Here is a 17,136-nt window from a genome sequence, read left to right as displayed (position 1 = left end):
GTCACCGGACGATGGCCGACTAGCTCCGCAACCGAAGCGACACGACGACGCGACGGTCGTAATTGTCGCCCAATTCCCCGCGGCTGGTGTCGTACAATCGCACCTCGCCGGTCAGATGCTTGCCAAAAGCCTTGGTCACCGCGGCGGTGCGGCTGGTGTAGTCCGCGCCACCGGCGCGGCGGCGAAGGCCGACGCCGGCCTGTAGCCCGAACCCCTTGCCGATCGAATAGGCCGAGCCTGCTTCCCAGAAATAGGAGCGCCGGGTAGAGCCCAGGTCGTCGGGACTGTACGTGAGACTGAGCCGCGGTTTCAGCGCGCCGAAGCTACGCGTTGCGCCGACATTTAGCTCCAGCGCGGTATTGTCGATCCCGGGATCGGCGTCGACATTGCGCTTGACCGTCGCGCTACCGCTCCACTCGACCTTGCCGACCGTCGTCCTGTATCCGGCCGACAAGCCTGCTTCGATGTCATAGCCGACAGCGGTGACATTCTTGCCGTAAGCGGAAATCCTGAAATTGCCGAAGGCCACCTCAGGACGCACAACCAGCTGCGCCCCGTCGGTTTGCGCCACCCCCTTCGAATAGCCGCGGCTTGCGATGCTGATTTCGATCGCCGGAGCCGGCGGCGGCAAATCCATGCCCATGTCACCTCCTGTGTTGACGCACGCTATGCACGGTCGCGGCATCCACGTCGCCACTTGCGAGCCCGAGGCCCCTGGATGCCAACGCCAGAAGCTTGGCTGGAACATCCAAGGATAGGGACGATAGTTTTGTCGGCGCGGGCCGCTGGGGGGATGCCCGATAGCGTGCCAACAGATATTGAAGGGCTGAGGGGTGCTTGGACATTCATGACCTCCCGCGGCCCGTCAGCCGCATTTTGAATAACCGCACGACAGGCAATTGTTGCAGCCTTCGACCTTGATCAGCGACGCGGAGCCGCATTGCGGGCAAGCGGCGTGGGTGGCGCTTTCGGCGGTGTCGGCCTTTGCGGTCTGGAACAACTCTCCTTGCTCGGCGCCGAGGTGGCGTTCGATCACGCCGCCGATCGCAGCCAGAAGCGAGGGAACATATTTACCTTGCACCCATGCCCCGCCGCGCGGGTCGAACACGGCTTTCAATTCCTCGGCAACGAAGGAAACGTCGCCGCCGCGGCGAAATACCGCCGACACCATGCGGGTCAGCCCAAGCGTCCAGGCGTAATGCTCCATGTTCTTGGAATTGATGAAAACCTCGAACGGCCGGCGCGCGCCGCTTTCGTCGATCATGTCGTTGATCGTGACGTAGACCGCGTGCGCGCTTTCGGGCCACTTGAGCTTGTAGGTCGTACCCTGCAGCGCGTCCGTGCGGCTGGCGAGAACCGGTTCCTGCTGCGGCTCCGCTGTGGATTTCGAGGCGCTCAACACTGAACCCGTCACCGCGTTCGGGCGATAGGTGGTAAGGCCCTTGCAGCCGAGGTGATATCCCTCGACATAAATGTCGGCGAAGGCGTCGAAGGAGATATCCTCCGGGCAGTTGACCGTCTTGGAGATCGAACTGTCGATTAGCGCCTGGGCGGCGGCCTGCATGGTCAGATGGTCGGATGGCGTCAGCGTCTGGGCGCTGACGAACAGTTCGGTCGGCGGCTGCGCATCCTCTCCCTTGAGCCGCTTCCACGCCTGTAACGCAAAATCCTCGACCGCTTCCTCGCGGGTCGAGCCGTCCGGGTTGCGTATCTTGCGATGGTAGGAATAGGCGAAGACCGGCTCGACGCCCGACGACACATTCCCCGCGAGAAGCGAAGTGGTGCCGGTCGGTGCGATCGACGTCATGCAGCCATTCCTGAGGCCATGCTCGGCGATCCGCACGCGAACCTCCTCGTCAAGGCCGGTGAGATTGGGGCGATCGAGGATGCACGGATCGTAAAGCGGGAAGGGGCCTTTCTCCGCAGCCAGTTCGGCAGAAGCGCGGTAGGCTTCGCGCTTGATGATTCCGAGCCAGCGACGGGTCAGTTCGACCGCAGGCCCGCTTCCATACGCTGTGCCGCAAAACAGCAGTGCGTCCGCCAGCCCCGTGACGCCCAGCCCGATGCGGCGTTTCGACTTGGCCTCGGCTTCCTGCCGCGGCAGCGGGTAGCGCGAAATGTCGATGACGTTGTCGAGCATTCGAACCGCCGTCTGCGTCAGCTGCGCCAGCTCCGCCTCGTCGATCCCGGCGTCGGCCTCGAATGGCCGATTCACCAGTGCGGCGAGGTTGATCGATCCAAGCAGGCACGCGCCGTAAGGCGGCAGCATCTGCTCACCGCACGGATTCGACGCGCTGATCGCCTCGCAATAGGCGAGATTGTTCTGCTCGTTGACGCGATCGACGAAGATGACGCCTGGCTCGGCGGTGTCGTAGGTAGCCTGCATCAGCCGACGCCACAGGTCGGCGGCCGGTACGCTTCGGTACGTTTCGCCGTTGAAAACCAGAGGCCAGTCGGCACCGGCCGACAGGGCCTTCATGAAATTGTCGGTGACCAGCACGGAAACGTTGAAGTTGCGGAACCGCGCCGGGTCGCGCTTGGCTTCGATGAACGCCTCGATGTCCGGGTGATCGATCCTCATGCAGCCCATCATCGCGCCGCGACGCTGGCCGGCGGACAGGACAGTCCGGCACATCGCATCCCAGCAGTCCATGAAGGTCAATGGGCCGGAAGCGTCGGCACCGACGCCTTTCACGGGGCTGCCCGAGGGTCGGATCGTCGAAAAGTCCATGCCGACCCCGCCGCCCTGCTGCATGGTCATGGCGGCCTCGCGGAGATGTGCGAAGATTCCCTCGAGGCTGTCCGGAATCGTGCCCATGACGAAGCAGTTGAACAGGGTCACGGAACGGTCGGTGCCGGCCCCGGCGAGAATGCGGCCAGCCGGAATGAAACGGAAACCCGCCAGCGCATCGGCAAAGCGTTCGCGCCAATAACTGCGCTGCTCGGTCGGTTCGGCTTCGGCAACGGCGTTCGCGACGCGCGCGATGGTCGCGGCGAAGCTGTCGTCGCCGTCCCCCTGCGGCGGCTGGAAGCGATATTTGGCGGTCCAGATTTCCGCGGCCAGCAGGTTGGCGAACGCCATCATTTTTTACCCCGTTGAACTTTCAAACGGAGGGCTAACGCGGGGCGGCTCCGTCAGAATTGATCCATCGCAAAAGCGATTCCGATGTGGCAGTCACGGCGCCGATGGACGAATTCTATCTCCCCATTCGCCACGTCCATATTGGCGCGGTGGCCCTCAGCGGTGCGCTGTTCCTCGTGCGCACGATCGGTCATAATTTCCTGGGCGCTACATGGCCGAAGGCCCTGCCGTTGAGAATCCTGGTGTGGTCGGTCGACATGGTGCTGCTGACGGCTGCGCTGATGCTGACGACGATCGTGCAGCAGTACCCGTTCGTCGACGGCTGGCTGACGATGAAGGTCGTCCTTCTGGTTCTCTACATCATGCTCGGCACCTGGGCATTTCGGGCCGAGAAGAAATCGACCCGCCTGTGGAGCATGGCGGCCGCGCTGGCGGTTTTCGGCTTCATAATCACCGTTGCGCGGGCGCACGACCCGCTCGGCCTGCTCGCGACGATTTGATCCAGCGCAAGGCGGGGCGGGCGAACCCGGCCTAAATCCATTCTCAACCGGGGCGCAGGAACGCCAGGTGAAGCCGAATGGAGACTGAAATGCGTATTGGACTTCTCGTTGCCGGAGCGGTGATGGCGATGGCCGTGGCTGGACCAGCGGCCGCGAAGGACATCCAGGTTAAGATGCTGAACAAGGGCGCGAACGGCGCGATGGTGTTCGAGCCGGCGCTGGTCAGGGCGGCCCCGGGCGATACCGTGACCTTCGTCGCAACCGACAAGGGACATAACGCCGAGATCATCTCGGGCATGATCCCCGCGGGCGCCGCGCCGTTCAAGGGCAAGATGAACCAGAACCTGACGGTCAAATTCAGCAAGCCCGGCGTCTACGGTTACAAATGCCTCCCGCACTACGGGATGGGCATGGTCGGCGCGGTAATCGTCGGTAGCGCGACCAACGCGGCCCAGGCGAAAGCGGTGAGCCATCCGGGCAAGGCCAAGTCGGTGATGGCGAACCTGATCAAATAATCGCGGTCAGCCCAACCCCCTCGGGCTGCGATGGCGCCGGCCACAGTCGTGGCCGGCGCATCTTTTTTCGCGCGGCTTACCGGCTGCCACGTCGGTCTCGCTAGGGAGAACTACGTGATTACGGCGCGATTGGCACGACCTAGCAACGTCCACTGATCATTCCACGGCTGCGTGCTGGATTAGGACTTTGTAGATGCTGACCCCAATGACCGCAGGCGTCGCCGCCGCCTTTGCAGCGCGGGAGCAGCGCGACCGCGTTTCGGCGATCATCTGGCGTGGCAAGTTACCCGCCGACCATTTCGACGGCTTCGGCCTGATGCTCAAGCTTCCCAATGGCGCATCCGGGCCGCTTTACCTGCCGGTTCGCTAGACCTGTGGAGACGCGACAGTCACGTGGGGCGAGATCCCGGCATCCAGACAAGGCTGGGGCTCACTAAGACATCCCGCGCCTATGATTACCTTGGAAGCGGCATCGGCAAGCCATCGGCACTAGGCGAGCCATTGCGACGCGAAGCAGTGCCCGGTCCATTCAAATGAAACCAAAACTGCTGACTACCATCGAGGGTTATAACCCGCGGCAGTTCGCCGCCGACGCCCTGGCCGGTGTCACCGTGGCCATGGTCGCGCTTCCGCTCAGCATCGCGATTGCCATCGCTTCGGGGGCGACACCGGCGGCCGGTCTTGCCACCGCGACCGTCGGTGGATTGCTGATTTCCCTGCTGGGCGGCAGCCGCGTCCAGATCGGCGGGCCGACGGGCGCGTTTATCGTTGTCGTCTACGGCGTGATTGAGCAGTTCGGTTTCGACGGGCTGCTGCTCGCCACGCTGATGGCCGGACTCATCCTGGTGTTCGCGGGCCTGGTCCGCGCCGGACGGTTGATCGCGCTGATACCCGAAGCGGTCATCGAAGGCTTCACCATCGGCATTGCGCTGATCATCGGGATTAGCCAGTTGAAAGACTTGCTGGGGCTGTCCATCGCCCGGCTTCCCGCCGATCTGGTCGAGGCGGTTCCCGCCTTGTGGAACGCGCGAAGTTCGATCAGCCCCGCTGCGACGGCGGTCGGCCTTGCCTCGATCGGCGCTATCGCCCTGCTCCGGCGGCGAGCCGGTTCGATAGTGGCCATCGCCTTGGCGTCGGCTGCGGTTGCGCTCCTGTCGCTGCCGGTCGAAACGATCCACGCCCGCTTTGGCGATTTGCCGAGCGGGCTGCCTTACCCGTCACTTCCGCCGATGAGCGTCGGCAGGGTCATCGAACTCTTCCCGTCGGCGCTCGTGATCGCGTTCCTCGCCGGCGTCGAGTCGTTGTTATCGGCCCTGGTCGCGGACCGAATGGTCGGCGGGGCGCACCGATCGAACGCCGAGCTGCTGGCACAGGGCGCGGCCAATATCGCATCACCACTGTTCGGCGGACTCCCGGCGACCGGCGCCATCGCCCGGACTGCTGCCAATGTGCGGGCCGGCGGGCGCACCCCGGTTGCCGGTATCGTCCATGCCCTCGCCATTCTGTTGTTTGTCGTCGTGGCCGCACAACTGATGGCTCATCTGGCGATGCCTGCCATGGCAGCGCTGCTGATGGTCACCGCCTGGTCGATGAGCGAGCCTCATCGCTGGCGCGAGCATCTCCGCGCTCGCCGAGCCGACCGTTTCCTGCTGCTACTGACCATGGTGCTGACGGTGTTGAGCGACCTCACGGTAGCGATTGCGGTCGGCACCGCGGTCGGATTGGGGCAACGCCTGGTGCGACGGAATGTAGGGCCGGCGGAATGGACTCCTCCCGACCGCTGACTGCCGGTAGGGAGCATTCCTTAGTGAGTGGGCGCTGCGGCCCGGGCATTACCAGCCGCATGGCCGTTATATTGGCTGATGTTCAACGGAGGCAAAGATGCTGCAACCGGCAATCGAGATTCTGGACAACCAGCGGATGATGGCGATTTCGACGGTTCGGCCCGACGGTTGGCCGCAGACGACCATCGTGGGCTACGCCAACGAGGGCTGGCGGATCTACTTCGCCATCTTCCGGTCCAGCCAGAAGTTCGCCAACATCCAACGGGATGACCGGGTGTCGATCGCGGTGACTAGCGAGCCGCATTCGCTCGGCGAGATCAAGGCGGTCTATGCCGGTGCTCATGCCGCGGAAGTGCTGGACGAGAAGGAGAGGCTACTCGCCTGGCAGCTGCTTACCGAACGACATCCCAACCTGGCCGACTTCGGCCCGCCAGGGATGTCCGACGAAGCGTTGATGCGGGCGGACTGCAAATATGTTTCCATGCTCGATTACAGCAAGGGAATCGGCCACACCGAGGCGCTTACCGTGGGCGAGACCGGCTAGCCTTCGCGTGTCCGCGCAAGCCGTCCTTAACCGGCTTGGCTAGTCGGGCGTGCCGGTGCCTCTTTCGACCCAGGCAAGGGCTTCTTCCCGTTCGTCGGGCATATACGTCCGGTAATGGACCCACGGCAGCATTGCGCTTTCGACACGGGTGCCAATGCGGACCCACGCCTGATCGGCGACCACCGCCACCCGCCCGAACCGGTCGAGCTTGCCGAACAATGGCATCGCGCGCTTCATGTAGGATGCGAGGCCGGACAGTTCGATGCCGTCTATGCCGCGGGTCTCGACGAAAACATGGACCTTTTCAGCGGCTCCCATGACGTCGTCGAGCCGGTCCATGATCGCATCCAGATCGGCGCCGGTGACCTTGTCCGAGATGCGAACCGCGATGACGTCGTCGCCGCTATCCAGCATTTCCAGCATGTGATGTCCTCCTTGACGTGAAACGGAAAGCGGCGGCGGATGGCTCCGCCGCCGTCCATGGCAAGCGACCGGGTCAGTGTCCCGAGGCCGCAACCTTCGCCGGGTCTTCGACCTGGTGAGGCTTGAAGATGTCAGCCCGCTGTTCGCCAGAGACCTTCAATATGCCTTTCAATCCCTTCTCGAGCCGCGACAGGGCGTGATCGACCAGGATGTAGTTGCCCGGGACATCGACCTTGAAGTCGGTGATCGCGGCACCGCCCGGCGGAACGGTGATGGTCTGCACATCTTTCCAAGGTTCGGAGGTGACCGAGGCCAGCGGATAGGCCTTGTCGAAGATTTCCCCGATCACGTGGAACGCGGAGGTCTTGTTGGGGCCGCCGACGCCGAAGAAGACGCGGACGTTCTCGCCGGTCTTGGCAGTCAAAGGCTTTCGCGACAGGCCGTCGGCCGCGCCGTTGAAGACGAGATATTCCGGCGCTTCGGCCAGCAACTTGTCGAGGCTTTCGGTCAACAGGCCCTTCGTGCCGTTCGCCTGCTCGGTGTAGATTTCGCCCTGCATCACGTAGAACTCGCGGTCGACCTTGCTGAGGCCGCCCTCCGGTTCGACGAGGATCAGCCCGTACATGCCATTGGCGATATGCTGGGCAACCGTGGGCGTCGCGCAGTGGTAGACATACAAGCCGGGATTGAGGGCCTTGAAGGTGAAGCCCTTCGTTTCCCCAGGCGCGGCCATGGTCGCGGCCGCGCCGCCGCCCGGTCCGGTGACCGCGTGAAAGTCGATGTTGTGCATCATCACGCTGTCGTCGGAATTCTTCAGCGTCACCTCGACGGTGTCGCCGACGCGGACCCGGACAAACGGTCCCGGAACCTTGTTGTTGAAGGTCCAGTAATGATAGGTCGAGCCATCATCGAGCTGCCCGGTCACCTCAGTGGTGTCGAAATGGATCTTGTGGGTCTTCGGGCCTCGCGCGCCGATTGGCGGCGGCAGGTCGGCCGGATCGCGGACAATGTCCACGACCTTGCCGGCGGCAGCAGCCGACGCGGCGTGGGCGCTATGGTCTTGGGCGATCGCCGGGGCCGCCACGAACAGGGCGGCGAAGCTCGCTCCAATCATTACTCGGCGTTTCATTCCTGCATCCTTCTTTGAACCGTGACATCAATAGGTCTTGGGATTGGGCGGTAATTGACCTGGATCATTCGCCGTCGGCGAGCTGATCGAGCCGGTTGCGGTCGATGATCCGGAAGGTTTGCCGTCCAGTGAGCTGGATGACGCGTGCCACCTTCAGCGCGCTGATTTCGCGGCTGACGGTCTCGATCCTGAGGCCGAGGTAGTCGGCCATGTCGATACGCGAGATCGGCAGATCGATTTCTGCGCCTTGCCGGGTGGTGCACCGGCCGGAGATCATCAGCAGGAACGAGGCGACCCGCTCGGTCGCGGTCTTGCGGCCAAGGAGAACGAGCTGCTGCCGCGCCGCCGCAAGTTCGTGCGCCGCCACGGCGTAAAGGCGACGTTCCAGTTGCGGATTGGACGCGACCATCTGGTCGAACCGGGAACGCGGAAACTTGCACAGCGTCGATGGCGCTACCGCTTCGGCAGTGAAGGCATGCTCCTCTTCCATGGTGATGCCGAGGAAGTCGCCCGGGAACAGGAAGCCCGCGATCTGCCGTCGTCCGTCCGGAAGCAGTTTTGACAACCGCAGCAGGCCGGCGGTCAGGCTGTAGACGTTGGCTGCCTCGTCGGCCTCGAACACCACCGTGTCGCCGGCTTTGTAATGAACGGTCGGGCCGCTGGACTTGAAGGCTCTCAAGGCGGCGGCTTCCAGCACGCCGCAGACCGCCAGTTCCCGCACCGCGCAATCGAAGCAGGGGTGCCCAGGCTCGAGGTCCGGAAGTGCCGGTGCGATCTTGCCCATCATATTCATCGAAAGACCCCTCGATTCATGAGGCAGATCAAGGATCGCGCCTGCCAATCATGACACGGGAATTAGATGGCAACCCATGCGCCACATAAGCCGCAATTCTACGTAGATGCGGTCACGCCGGCACAGGCGGACTCGGCCTACCCGTTGATCAGGGCCGTCGCGCCCGAGGTCACGCTCGAAGGCTGGAAGGACTATGTGCAGCGCCGCTATCGGTCCGGTGGATTGCTGGGGCTGTGGGATAATCGGGGCGGCATCGTCGGCGTACTCAGCTATCGCCTGGGCGAGCGGATGCGCCATGGGCTTGTGCTTGCGCTGGACGACTTCGTCACCTTCGAATTGAGCCAGGCCGCGCCCGGGCGCGCGGCACTGCTCGAGGCTGCCGAGAAACTGGGCCGCGACCTCGGCTGCACGGGGCTCGAGCTTCGGATCGGCGCGAAAGGTCTTGCGGATCCGACGGCACCGAGGGCGAAGGGCTGGGTTGCGCTAGGCCTCGACCTGGACTCCATCGTGCTGGTCAAACAACTCTGACATCGTGCGGCTCCTTGCGCCGCACGGCCTCGGTCACGGCTTGCCGTCGGGTCTCGGTCCAAGGAGCTTGGGACCGTACAGGACCAGGAACAGCAGGAACGAACCGCCCACAGCGCACCTGACAGCTGGATCGACAGCATATAGTCGAACGGCAGCCAGGGGGCTGCAACGCGTGTCGCCGCCCCAAGCGTCACGAGAAGGTAGATGCAGGTGGTCCCGAAGTCGGCGTGAAGCTTCCGACCAGTGTGGCCGAGCGTTGCGCGGGTCATTACCGCCAGGGTCATCGACGCCATCGCTCCCGCAGCCATCGCGTGAAGAGCCGATGACGTGGGCTGCGTCGGAACGAGCAGGCTCATGCCGAGAAGGACGAGGCCGAGCGGAAGCCAAGCGTAGGAAAGGTGAAGGATAAACACGAGCGGGTCGGCCGTGGTTCGAAGGCCCTGCCAGCGCGCGAGCCGCACGATCTGCAGTAATCCCGCGCCAATCAGGAGCGCGGCGCCCCAACCTGCAGCCACTCCGAAAACCCAGCAGCCCAGTCCGACGGCGGTGACGCCGATTGTCGCAAAGTCGAATGTGGAAGGCTGGCGTGGAAGGCGCGCCTGACCCTGCTTGATCAGCCAATTGGCAGTGAAAGAGGGGATGATCCGACCGCCAATCAATGCGATCAGCAATAGCACGATCGCGAAGCCTGCACGCCAACCGGCGCCGTCGCTAGCCAGAAGTTGCGCCGCTTCGGCATGGTCGGCGGCGCTGGCGAGTGCGAGAAGCAGCACGGCACCGACGACCGGCACGTTGCGGTTCCGGGCGATTAGGACTTCCCGAGCGCAAACCAGCGCCAGGACGAGGAGGAACCCCACATCGAGCAGCGCTGCGATCGCGGCGCCCGTCGAGGCCGAGAAGAACATCGCGGCGCGCGCCGTAACCCACAGCAGCGCCAGTGATGCAAGCTGGCCGCCGGCAATCGGCAGCCTGCCGGTCCAGTTGGGAACGGCGGTCAGCAGGAAGCCCGCGATCACCGCTCCCAGGTAACCGAAAAGCATTTCGTGACGGTGCCATGACAAGGGGTCGAAGGCGCTTGGGATGGTGATCGACCCCCCATCGCCATCACCCACAACGTGACGACCGTCACCGCCCAGGCCGCACCAAGGAAGAAGAACGGACGAAAGCCGCCGCGAAGAAAAGCCGGCGCCGCTTCCATGCGTGTCCGGCGAAGCGCAAGCATCTGTTCTCCCCTGGTCGTGACAGTCATCGAAATCTCCAACTTGGAACCGCGGAAGCAGCGATGGCGTCCGGCGCAGTTCGCCGGACGCCATCCCCCTCGCGTCAACTACTCCGCCGGTACCATTGCCGGTTCCGGCACGGGCCGCGGCTCGGGCGCGCCGACCGGCTGCTTGGCCCGCGGACCGATCAGCAGCTTGGCCATGAACAGGGCCAGCAACACGGCGCCGATGCTGAACACGATGTCGCCCGGGACCCGCATCCACACCAGCGTCTCCATGACCGGGCTGTGGATGATTTCCGGGGAGCGCGCGTACCAGAAGCCGGTCGTGATGCTGTGGTAGGCCTGGTAAAGGCCCTGCGGCACGAGGCTGACGAACACCATCCCGCCCAGCCCGACGTTCATCGTCCAGAAGGCCTGCTTGAGGAGCGCATCCGACCAGGCGGTCGTCCGGTAGGCGGTGCGCAGGCAGAACAGCATCAACCCGATACCGAGCAGCCCATAGACCCCGAACAACGCGGCATGCCCGTGGCTCGGCGTCAGGTTGAGCCCCTGCACATAATAGAGCGAGATCGGCGGGTTGATGGCGAAGCCGAGGATGCCGGCGCCGACCAGGTTCCAGAACGATACGCCGACGAAGAACAGGATCGGCCATTTGTAGGTCTGCACCCACGGCGCCGCCTTGGTCACCCGATAGGTGTGCAGGGCCTCGATGCCGAGGAGGGCCAGCGGCACTACCTCGAGCGCCGAGAACATTGCGCCCCAGGCAATGATCGGGGTCGTCGTTCCGGAAAAGTACAGGTGGTGCAGGGTGCCGAGAATGCCGCCGGTCAGGAAGATGACCGTCGAGAACAACACCGCCGAATTTGCGGCGCGGGCCCGTACCAGGCCGAGGCCGGCGAAGATCAGGGCGATGATCGCGGTCGCGAACACCTCGAAGAAGCCCTCGACCCACAGGTGCACCACCCACCAGCGGAAATATTCGATCATCGACAGGGGGCTGTGGCGTCCCCAGGTCAGGGCGGCGCCGAAGAACAAGCCGATGCAGATGGTCGAGATGAACACCATGCCAACCAGCCCGCGGGTCTCGCCCGGCGTCTTGAGCGCCGGCCACAACGCCCGCCCGACGAGCGCCAGCCAGATCATCAGTCCGGCGAACAGCAGGATCGCCCAGAAGCGTCCCAGGTCGACGAATTCGTAGCCCATGTGGCCGAACCAGAAGTTTTCGGCATGGCCAAGCTTCTGCTGGATCGCGAACCACTCGCCGGCGAATGATCCGATCACCACCACCAGCAGAGCGATCCACAGGATGTTGACGCCCATTTTCTGATATTTGGGCTCGTGGTTGGACAGCATCGGCGCGAAGTAGAGGCCGGTCGCGAGCCACGCCGTCGCGATCCAGAAGATCCCGAGCTGGGTGTGCCAGGTGCGGGTCAGTGCATAGGGAATGACCTCGGAGATGTTGTAGCCGTAGAATTGTTGCCCTTCGACCGCGTAGTGAGCGGTCACCGCGCCGAGGAAGATCTGCGCCAGGAACAGGCCTACGACCGTGACGAAATACTTCGTCGTCGCCTTCATCGACGGCGTTGGCGTCAGTTGCAGGAACGGGTCCTTGTCCGGTGCGACGACATGGTCGTCCTCGCCGCGCCGGGCCTGGTACCATACCAGCCAGCCGATGCCGGCGATCAGGAACAGGAAGCTGGCCATCGACCAGATGCCGAGCGCAGCCTGCGGCTCGTTGCCGACCAGCGGGTCGTGAGGCCAGTTGTTCGTATAGCTGATTTCCTGCCCCGGGCGCTGGGTAACGCTGGTCCAGCTGGTCCAGAAGAAGAATGCGCCAAGACGCGCACGGTCGAGGTCGTTGGTCAGCGACGTGTTGGGAATGGCATATTGCTCGCGCAGCTCCGCCAGTCTGGGGTCGCTGCTGAACAAGGTGGCGTAGTGACCCGCCGTTGCCCGGATCGCCTGCGCACGATCGGCGGATACCGTGATCGCGCCCGTGACGGGATCGTAGCTGTTGGTCCGGAGCTCATTCTTCAAACGAGCTTCCAGCGCCGCCTTGTCTTCGGCGTCGAGCGCAGCGAAGTTCGCCGCGCCGTCCTTCTTCGCCCAGATATCGAGCAGCGTCGTCGATTCACGATGGAGCCAGTCGGCGCCCCAGTCCGGCGCGACATAGCCGCCGTGGCCCCAGACGGAGCCGAGCTGCATGCCGCCAAGGGTCTGCCAGGCCTCGCGGCCGCTCTGGATATCCTCGCGAGTGAAGATGGGTTGGCCGCTGCTGGTGACGACGCGTTCCGGCACGGGGGGAGCCTGGACGTAGATTTCGCGGCCCAGCAGCCCGAGAACGCCGAAAGAGGCGAGGAAAATCCCCGCAAGCCAGGCCCAGAGTTTCTTGTTGTTCGCCATCTCGAATGATCCCCCGGCCCGATGCCGGCATGGTTGCGCTGAGTAGCGAGGCGACGACCCGTTTGATTTACGCAGTTTTCCTAGGTCGCACGGTCGCGCCTCGCTGCGAGAGAAATCGGCCGGCCCGGCGTCGAAGGCTTTGATCCAGCGCAAATCCAGGAGGTCCGTAGATGTGCGTATTCAGGATTGGATGCGGGGGCGCCAATTAGCGGCCATGACGTGGAAGGTAATTCGACTCGAACTTGCGTCCAGCTGGGAGTTCCCGCGGGGCTCGGCCGGCCGCAGTTATCTTATCCGGCTGCCGCTGACCGAGGAGGGCGTAATCGATACCGCCACCCTTGCGTCCCAACCGGCGCGGGCGACGGTCCGCCGCTATTGGGCGAACGAAGCGGACATGATCGGAAACCTCGTGCCCACGCCGCAGGGCTATGCCATCCGTTATGAGGGCAAGGGGTCGACGAAGGCCAACGGGGGCTCCGACGGCAATGGGCACTCCAACGCGCAACTATTCCAGTTCGGTGCCGACGCCATCAAACTTGGGGAACAGATCTTCCTGACCGAGCCGGACGGCTTCGAGTCACGCTTCCGGATCGCTAGCCTTCACTGATCATCCGGCTCGCTGTTCGTCGAGGCCGGCGGCGAAGGCGATTCTCAGTGCTTCGGAAAGACTCGCGACGCCAAGCTTGCTCATCAGGTTGGCGCGGTGGATTTCGACCGTCCGCGGACTGATGTCGAGGTCATAGGCGATCGTCTTGTTGGGGTGGCCGCGGACCAAGCCTTCGAGCACATCCCGTTCGCGCGGTGTCAAAGCCTGCAAGCGAACCCTCGCTTCCTCTGCCCGGGCACGGCCCTTGCCGGTCTGCTCCAGCCGGGAGAAGCCTTCCTCGATAGCGGTCAAGAGAGTCGCCTTTTCGAATGGCTTTTCGATGAAATCGACCGCTCCGGCCTTCATGGCCTGGACCGCGACATTGACGTCGCCGTGCCCGGTCATTACGATGACGGGAAAGCCGATGCCGCGGTCCTGAAGGGCCTGCTGGACTTGCAGGCCGTCCATGTCCGGCATCCTGACGTCGAGGAGGATGCAGCCCGGTTCCAGGTCCTTCGAGCCCTCGAGCAGCTTGACGCCCGACGGGTAACTGCTGACCTTGTACCCTGACGTCTTGAGCATGAATCCTGCCGACCGGCGGATCGCCTCATCGTCGTCGACCAGATGGATGGTTCTCTCGCTCACGCTTGGGCCTCCTCACTGTCCGCGTCGACGATGGTGAAATGAAATGCCGTTCCGCCGAGTTTCGAGGAATCGGCCCAGATGCGGCCGCCGTGCGCCGAAACGATGGTGGCCGAAATGGACAGGCCAAGTCCCATCCCGGTGGCTTTCGTACTCCTGAACGGCTCGAACAGCCGCTCCGCCACCTCTTCGGACAGACCCGGCCCGCTATCGGCAACCGTCAGCCGGATAAAGCCGCCCGCCTCTCTTTCGGAATAGATCATCAGCCGCTTGACGGCCGATTCCTCCATTGCCTCGATGGCATTGCGGATTAGGTTCAAGACCACCTGCTGGATCTGGATCCGGTCGACGAGGACCTTGTCCGCGGTCGGATCGAGTTGGACGTCGACCTCCAGATCCTGGTCGCCGGCACCGACCAGCGCCAATGCGCTCGCTTCGGTGACCAGGCGCTGCAGGCTTTCGATGCGCTGCTCCGTTTCGCCGCGCGAGATGAAGTCGCGAAGGCGCCGGACGATCTGTCCGGCGCGAACGGATTGCGAAGCGCATTCCGACAACGCCTCGCGGACGATCTCCAATGTTTCCTCGTCGGGACGTTCCTGCAGCAGGTCCCGGGCGGTTTCGACATAGTTGGCAATGGCCGTCAGCGGCTGGTTCAACTCGTGCGCCAGGCTGGTCGCCAGCGTTCCCATTTCGGACACGCGCTGGACATGAGCCAGCACCGACTGGAGGTCATGAATCCTCAGCTCGGCCTGCTGCCGTTCGGTCAGGTCGCGGATGAATCCGGTGAAGACGCGGTCGTCGCCGATCCGGGCCTCGCCGACCGACAGCTCGATCGGGAACGTAGTGCCGTCGCGATGCCTGGCCGTCAGGACGCGGCCGATGCCAATGATTCGCCGTTCGCCGGTCCGCATGTAGCGTTCGAGGTAGCCGTCGTGACGCTCGCGATCGGGTGACGGCATCAGCATGCTGACGTTCTCGCCCACAACCTCCGCCTCGGAATAGCCGAACATCCGTTCCGCGGACGCGCTGAACGAAAGCATGTAACCCTTCACATCGATCACGATGATCGCGTCCGGCGCGGTTTCCAGGATGGAGCGCAAGTGCGCCTCGCGCGCGTAGATTCCCCGGTCTGCTGATGCGGATTGACCATGGCCTACCTTTACCCGGGATCGGGCAAATTCAAAGGGGCGGGCGGCTTACGTAAGTTTGCGTAACGCGTCGCGCCGCGGTGCGCGGCAAAGCCGGATCCACTTCAAAGAAGCGGGACGGCTCATACGATGGATGATCTGCTAGTGAGGACCGGCGGGTGGCTGGCGTTGGCCGTGCTGGCCGTCTTTGCGGTCGCCGTTTCAGCGGACTTCGGCTTCTCCGTGCACATGGCCATCGTCGCCGCGGCCGCCTTCCTCGTCATGATGCTGACGCTGAGGAACGCCGACTATAATCCGGTTCAGGCCGTGACCGGCCCCGACCAGTCGCGTTACGATGACGAGCCGATCCGCTGGGGCGTGATCGCCACGATCTTCTGGGGCGTCGCCGGTCTCGCCGCGGGCCTGTACATCGCCCTCCAGCTGGCCTTCCCCGTCCTCAACCTCGGGCTTGAATACACCAGTTTCGGGCGGCTCCGTCCGCTCCATACGTCAGCGGTCATCTTCGCGTTCGGCGGCAACGCCCTGATCGCCACCAGCTTCTACGTCGTGCAGCGCACCTGCCGCGCTCGGCTCGCGTTCCCGAACCTCGCCCGTTTCGTGTTCTGGGGCTACCAGCTGTTCATCGTGCTGGCCGCGACCGGCTACCTGCTCGGCATCACCGAAAGCCGCGAATATGCCGAGCCCGAATGGTACGTCGACATCTGGCTGACCATCGTCTGGGTGGCCTACCTGGCCGTGTTCGTCGGCACGATCGTGAAACGGCGCGAACCGCATATCTATGTCGCCAACTGGTTCTACCTGAGCTTCATCATCACCATCGCGATGCTGCATGTGGTGAACAATCTCAGCATCCCGGTCAGCCTGGTCGGTTCGAAAAGCTATTCGCTGTTCGCCGGCGTCCAGGATGCGTTGACGCAGTGGTGGTACGGCCACAACGCGGTCGGTTTCTTCCTCACCGCCGGCTTCCTGGCGATGATGTATTACTTCGTCCCCAAGCAGGCCGAGCGGCCGATCTACAGCTACCGCCTGTCGATCATTCACTTCTGGTCGCTGATCTTCCTCTACATCTGGGCAGGCCCGCACCACCTCCATTACACGGCGCTGCCGGACTGGGCGCAGACGCTGGGGATGGTCTTCTCGGTCATTCTCTGGATGCCGAGCTGGGGCGGGATGATCAACGGGCTGATGACCCTGAATGGCGCGTGGGACAAGGTTCGCACCGACCCGATCATCCGGATGATGGTGATGGCGCTCGCCTTCTATGGGATGGCCACCTTCGAAGGGCCGATGCTGTCGATCAAGGCGGTCAACTCGCTGTCGCACTACACCGACTGGACGGTTGGCCATGTCCATGCCGGCGCGCTCGGCTGGAACGGCATGATCACCTTCGCCTGCGTCTACTACCTGGCGCCGCGCCTGTGGGGCCGGACCCGGCTCTACTCGCTGCGGATGATCAACTGGCACTTCTGGCTCGCGACGCTTGGCATCGTCCTTTACGCTGCGTCGATGTGGGTCGCCGGCATCATGCAGGGGCTGATGTGGCGTGAATATGGGGCCGACGGCTACCTCGTCTATTCGTTCGCCGAGGTCGTCCAGGCGATGATCCCGCTCTACCTGATCCGCGCAGCGGGCGGCCTGTTCTACCTCACCGGCTTCCTGATCATGGTGTGGAACATCGTCCAGACGGTTCGTGGACGGTTGCGCGACGAAAAGCCGCTGACCGATGCCGCCTTCGACCCCGCCAAGGACCGGCCGCTTCCGGCTTTGGCCCTTGGCCGGACCAACGGCCCGCTCGGCGCGCCGTCACCCGCCACCATCGTTGCCGCCGAATAGGATT

General features: G+C 63.8%; 16 protein-coding genes and 1 pseudogene. 8 read left to right on the top strand and 9 right to left on the bottom strand.

Translation table 11 applies throughout. The annotated features are described in order from the left end of the window. Positions 1–19 precede the first annotated feature (19 nt). Entirely contained in the window at positions 20–643 is a 624-nt protein-coding gene (locus tag H9L12_RS10285) for a hypothetical protein (RefSeq protein ID WP_187541658.1), read from the bottom strand. Positions 644–865: 222 nt separating this feature from the next. Beyond that, complete coding sequence (locus H9L12_RS10280; protein ID WP_223177113.1) at positions 866–3,085, bottom strand: adenosylcobalamin-dependent ribonucleoside-diphosphate reductase; 2,220 nt, start codon at positions 3,083–3,085, stop codon at positions 866–868. An 83-nt stretch (positions 3,086–3,168) separates the two neighbouring features. On the opposite strand from H9L12_RS10280, the gene H9L12_RS10275 reads away from it, so the two are divergent. From H9L12_RS10275 to H9L12_RS10255, 5 genes are all read left to right on the top strand, one after another. Then, positions 3,169–3,582 (top strand): SirB2 family protein, encoded by a 414-nt coding sequence (locus tag H9L12_RS10275; protein WP_223177112.1) that lies wholly within the window; start codon positions 3,169–3,171, stop codon positions 3,580–3,582. A gap of 89 nt (positions 3,583–3,671) precedes the next feature. Next, on the top strand, positions 3,672–4,097 hold the full coding sequence (locus tag H9L12_RS10270) for a pseudoazurin (RefSeq protein ID WP_187541657.1): 426 nt from the start codon (positions 3,672–3,674) through the stop codon (positions 4,095–4,097). Positions 4,098–4,290: 193 nt separating this feature from the next. After that, on the top strand, positions 4,291–4,467 hold the full coding sequence (locus H9L12_RS10265) for a hypothetical protein (RefSeq protein ID WP_187541656.1): 177 nt from the start codon (positions 4,291–4,293) through the stop codon (positions 4,465–4,467). 163 nt (positions 4,468–4,630) lie between these two features. After that, the gene (locus tag H9L12_RS10260; protein ID WP_187541655.1) at positions 4,631–5,881 is read left to right on the top strand and encodes a SulP family inorganic anion transporter; all 1,251 of its coding nucleotides are present in this window, start codon (positions 4,631–4,633) and stop codon (positions 5,879–5,881) included. A gap of 97 nt (positions 5,882–5,978) precedes the next feature. Continuing rightward, positions 5,979–6,425: a pyridoxamine 5'-phosphate oxidase family protein gene (locus H9L12_RS10255; RefSeq protein ID WP_187541654.1), complete on the top strand. Its 447-nt coding sequence runs from the start codon at positions 5,979–5,981 to the stop codon at positions 6,423–6,425. Between the two features lie 39 nt (positions 6,426–6,464). Here H9L12_RS10255 and H9L12_RS10250 read toward each other — a convergent pair whose 3' ends face one another. From H9L12_RS10250 to H9L12_RS10240, 3 genes are all read right to left on the bottom strand, one after another. Beyond that, on the bottom strand, positions 6,465–6,848 hold the full coding sequence (locus tag H9L12_RS10250) for a SpoIIAA family protein (RefSeq protein ID WP_187541653.1): 384 nt from the start codon (positions 6,846–6,848) through the stop codon (positions 6,465–6,467). 73 nt (positions 6,849–6,921) lie between these two features. Beyond that, complete coding sequence (gene nirK, locus H9L12_RS10245) at positions 6,922–7,977, bottom strand: copper-containing nitrite reductase (RefSeq protein ID WP_187541652.1); 1,056 nt, start codon at positions 7,975–7,977, stop codon at positions 6,922–6,924. 64 nt (positions 7,978–8,041) lie between these two features. Then, positions 8,042–8,770, bottom strand: coding sequence for a Crp/Fnr family transcriptional regulator (locus H9L12_RS10240; RefSeq protein WP_187541651.1), 729 nt, complete (start codon positions 8,768–8,770; stop codon positions 8,042–8,044). A gap of 66 nt (positions 8,771–8,836) precedes the next feature. Between H9L12_RS10240 and H9L12_RS13675 the strand changes: the two genes are divergently transcribed. Continuing rightward, positions 8,837–9,298, top strand: a complete 462-nt coding sequence (locus H9L12_RS13675) for a hypothetical protein (protein WP_246450353.1) — start codon at positions 8,837–8,839, stop codon at positions 9,296–9,298. Positions 9,299–9,459: 161 nt separating this feature from the next. Here H9L12_RS13675 and H9L12_RS14500 read toward each other — a convergent pair. Next, positions 9,460–10,496, bottom strand: a pseudogene (locus H9L12_RS14500) (NnrS family protein); the annotation flags it as partial. A 129-nt stretch (positions 10,497–10,625) separates the two neighbouring features. Beyond that, positions 10,626–12,923 (bottom strand): nitric-oxide reductase large subunit, encoded by a 2,298-nt coding sequence (locus H9L12_RS10225; RefSeq protein ID WP_187541648.1) that lies wholly within the window; start codon positions 12,921–12,923, stop codon positions 10,626–10,628. Positions 12,924–13,137: 214 nt separating this feature from the next. Between H9L12_RS10225 and H9L12_RS10220 the strand changes: the two genes are divergently transcribed. Beyond that, the gene (locus H9L12_RS10220; protein ID WP_187541647.1) at positions 13,138–13,530 is read left to right on the top strand and encodes a hypothetical protein; all 393 of its coding nucleotides are present in this window, start codon (positions 13,138–13,140) and stop codon (positions 13,528–13,530) included. Here H9L12_RS10220 and H9L12_RS10215 read toward each other — a convergent pair whose 3' ends face one another. Beyond that, positions 13,531–14,091 (bottom strand): response regulator transcription factor, encoded by a 561-nt coding sequence (locus tag H9L12_RS10215; protein WP_246450729.1) that lies wholly within the window; start codon positions 14,089–14,091, stop codon positions 13,531–13,533. A 59-nt stretch (positions 14,092–14,150) separates the two neighbouring features. Beyond that, on the bottom strand, positions 14,151–15,251 hold the full coding sequence (locus H9L12_RS10210) for a PAS domain-containing sensor histidine kinase (RefSeq protein ID WP_246450351.1): 1,101 nt from the start codon (positions 15,249–15,251) through the stop codon (positions 14,151–14,153). 177 nt (positions 15,252–15,428) lie between these two features. Here H9L12_RS10210 and ccoN point away from each other — a divergent pair, with 177 nt between their 5' ends. Beyond that, a complete protein-coding gene (gene ccoN / locus H9L12_RS10205) occupies positions 15,429–17,132 on the top strand; it encodes a cytochrome-c oxidase, cbb3-type subunit I (protein ID WP_187541645.1) in 1,704 nt (567 codons plus the stop codon). Positions 17,133–17,136: the final 4 nt, after the last annotated feature.

This window comes from Sphingomonas rhizophila (genome assembly GCF_014396585.1).
GTDB lineage: Bacteria > Pseudomonadota > Alphaproteobacteria > Sphingomonadales > Sphingomonadaceae > Sphingomicrobium > Sphingomicrobium rhizophilum.
This window is presented reverse-complemented; position numbering and strand designations above follow the sequence as displayed.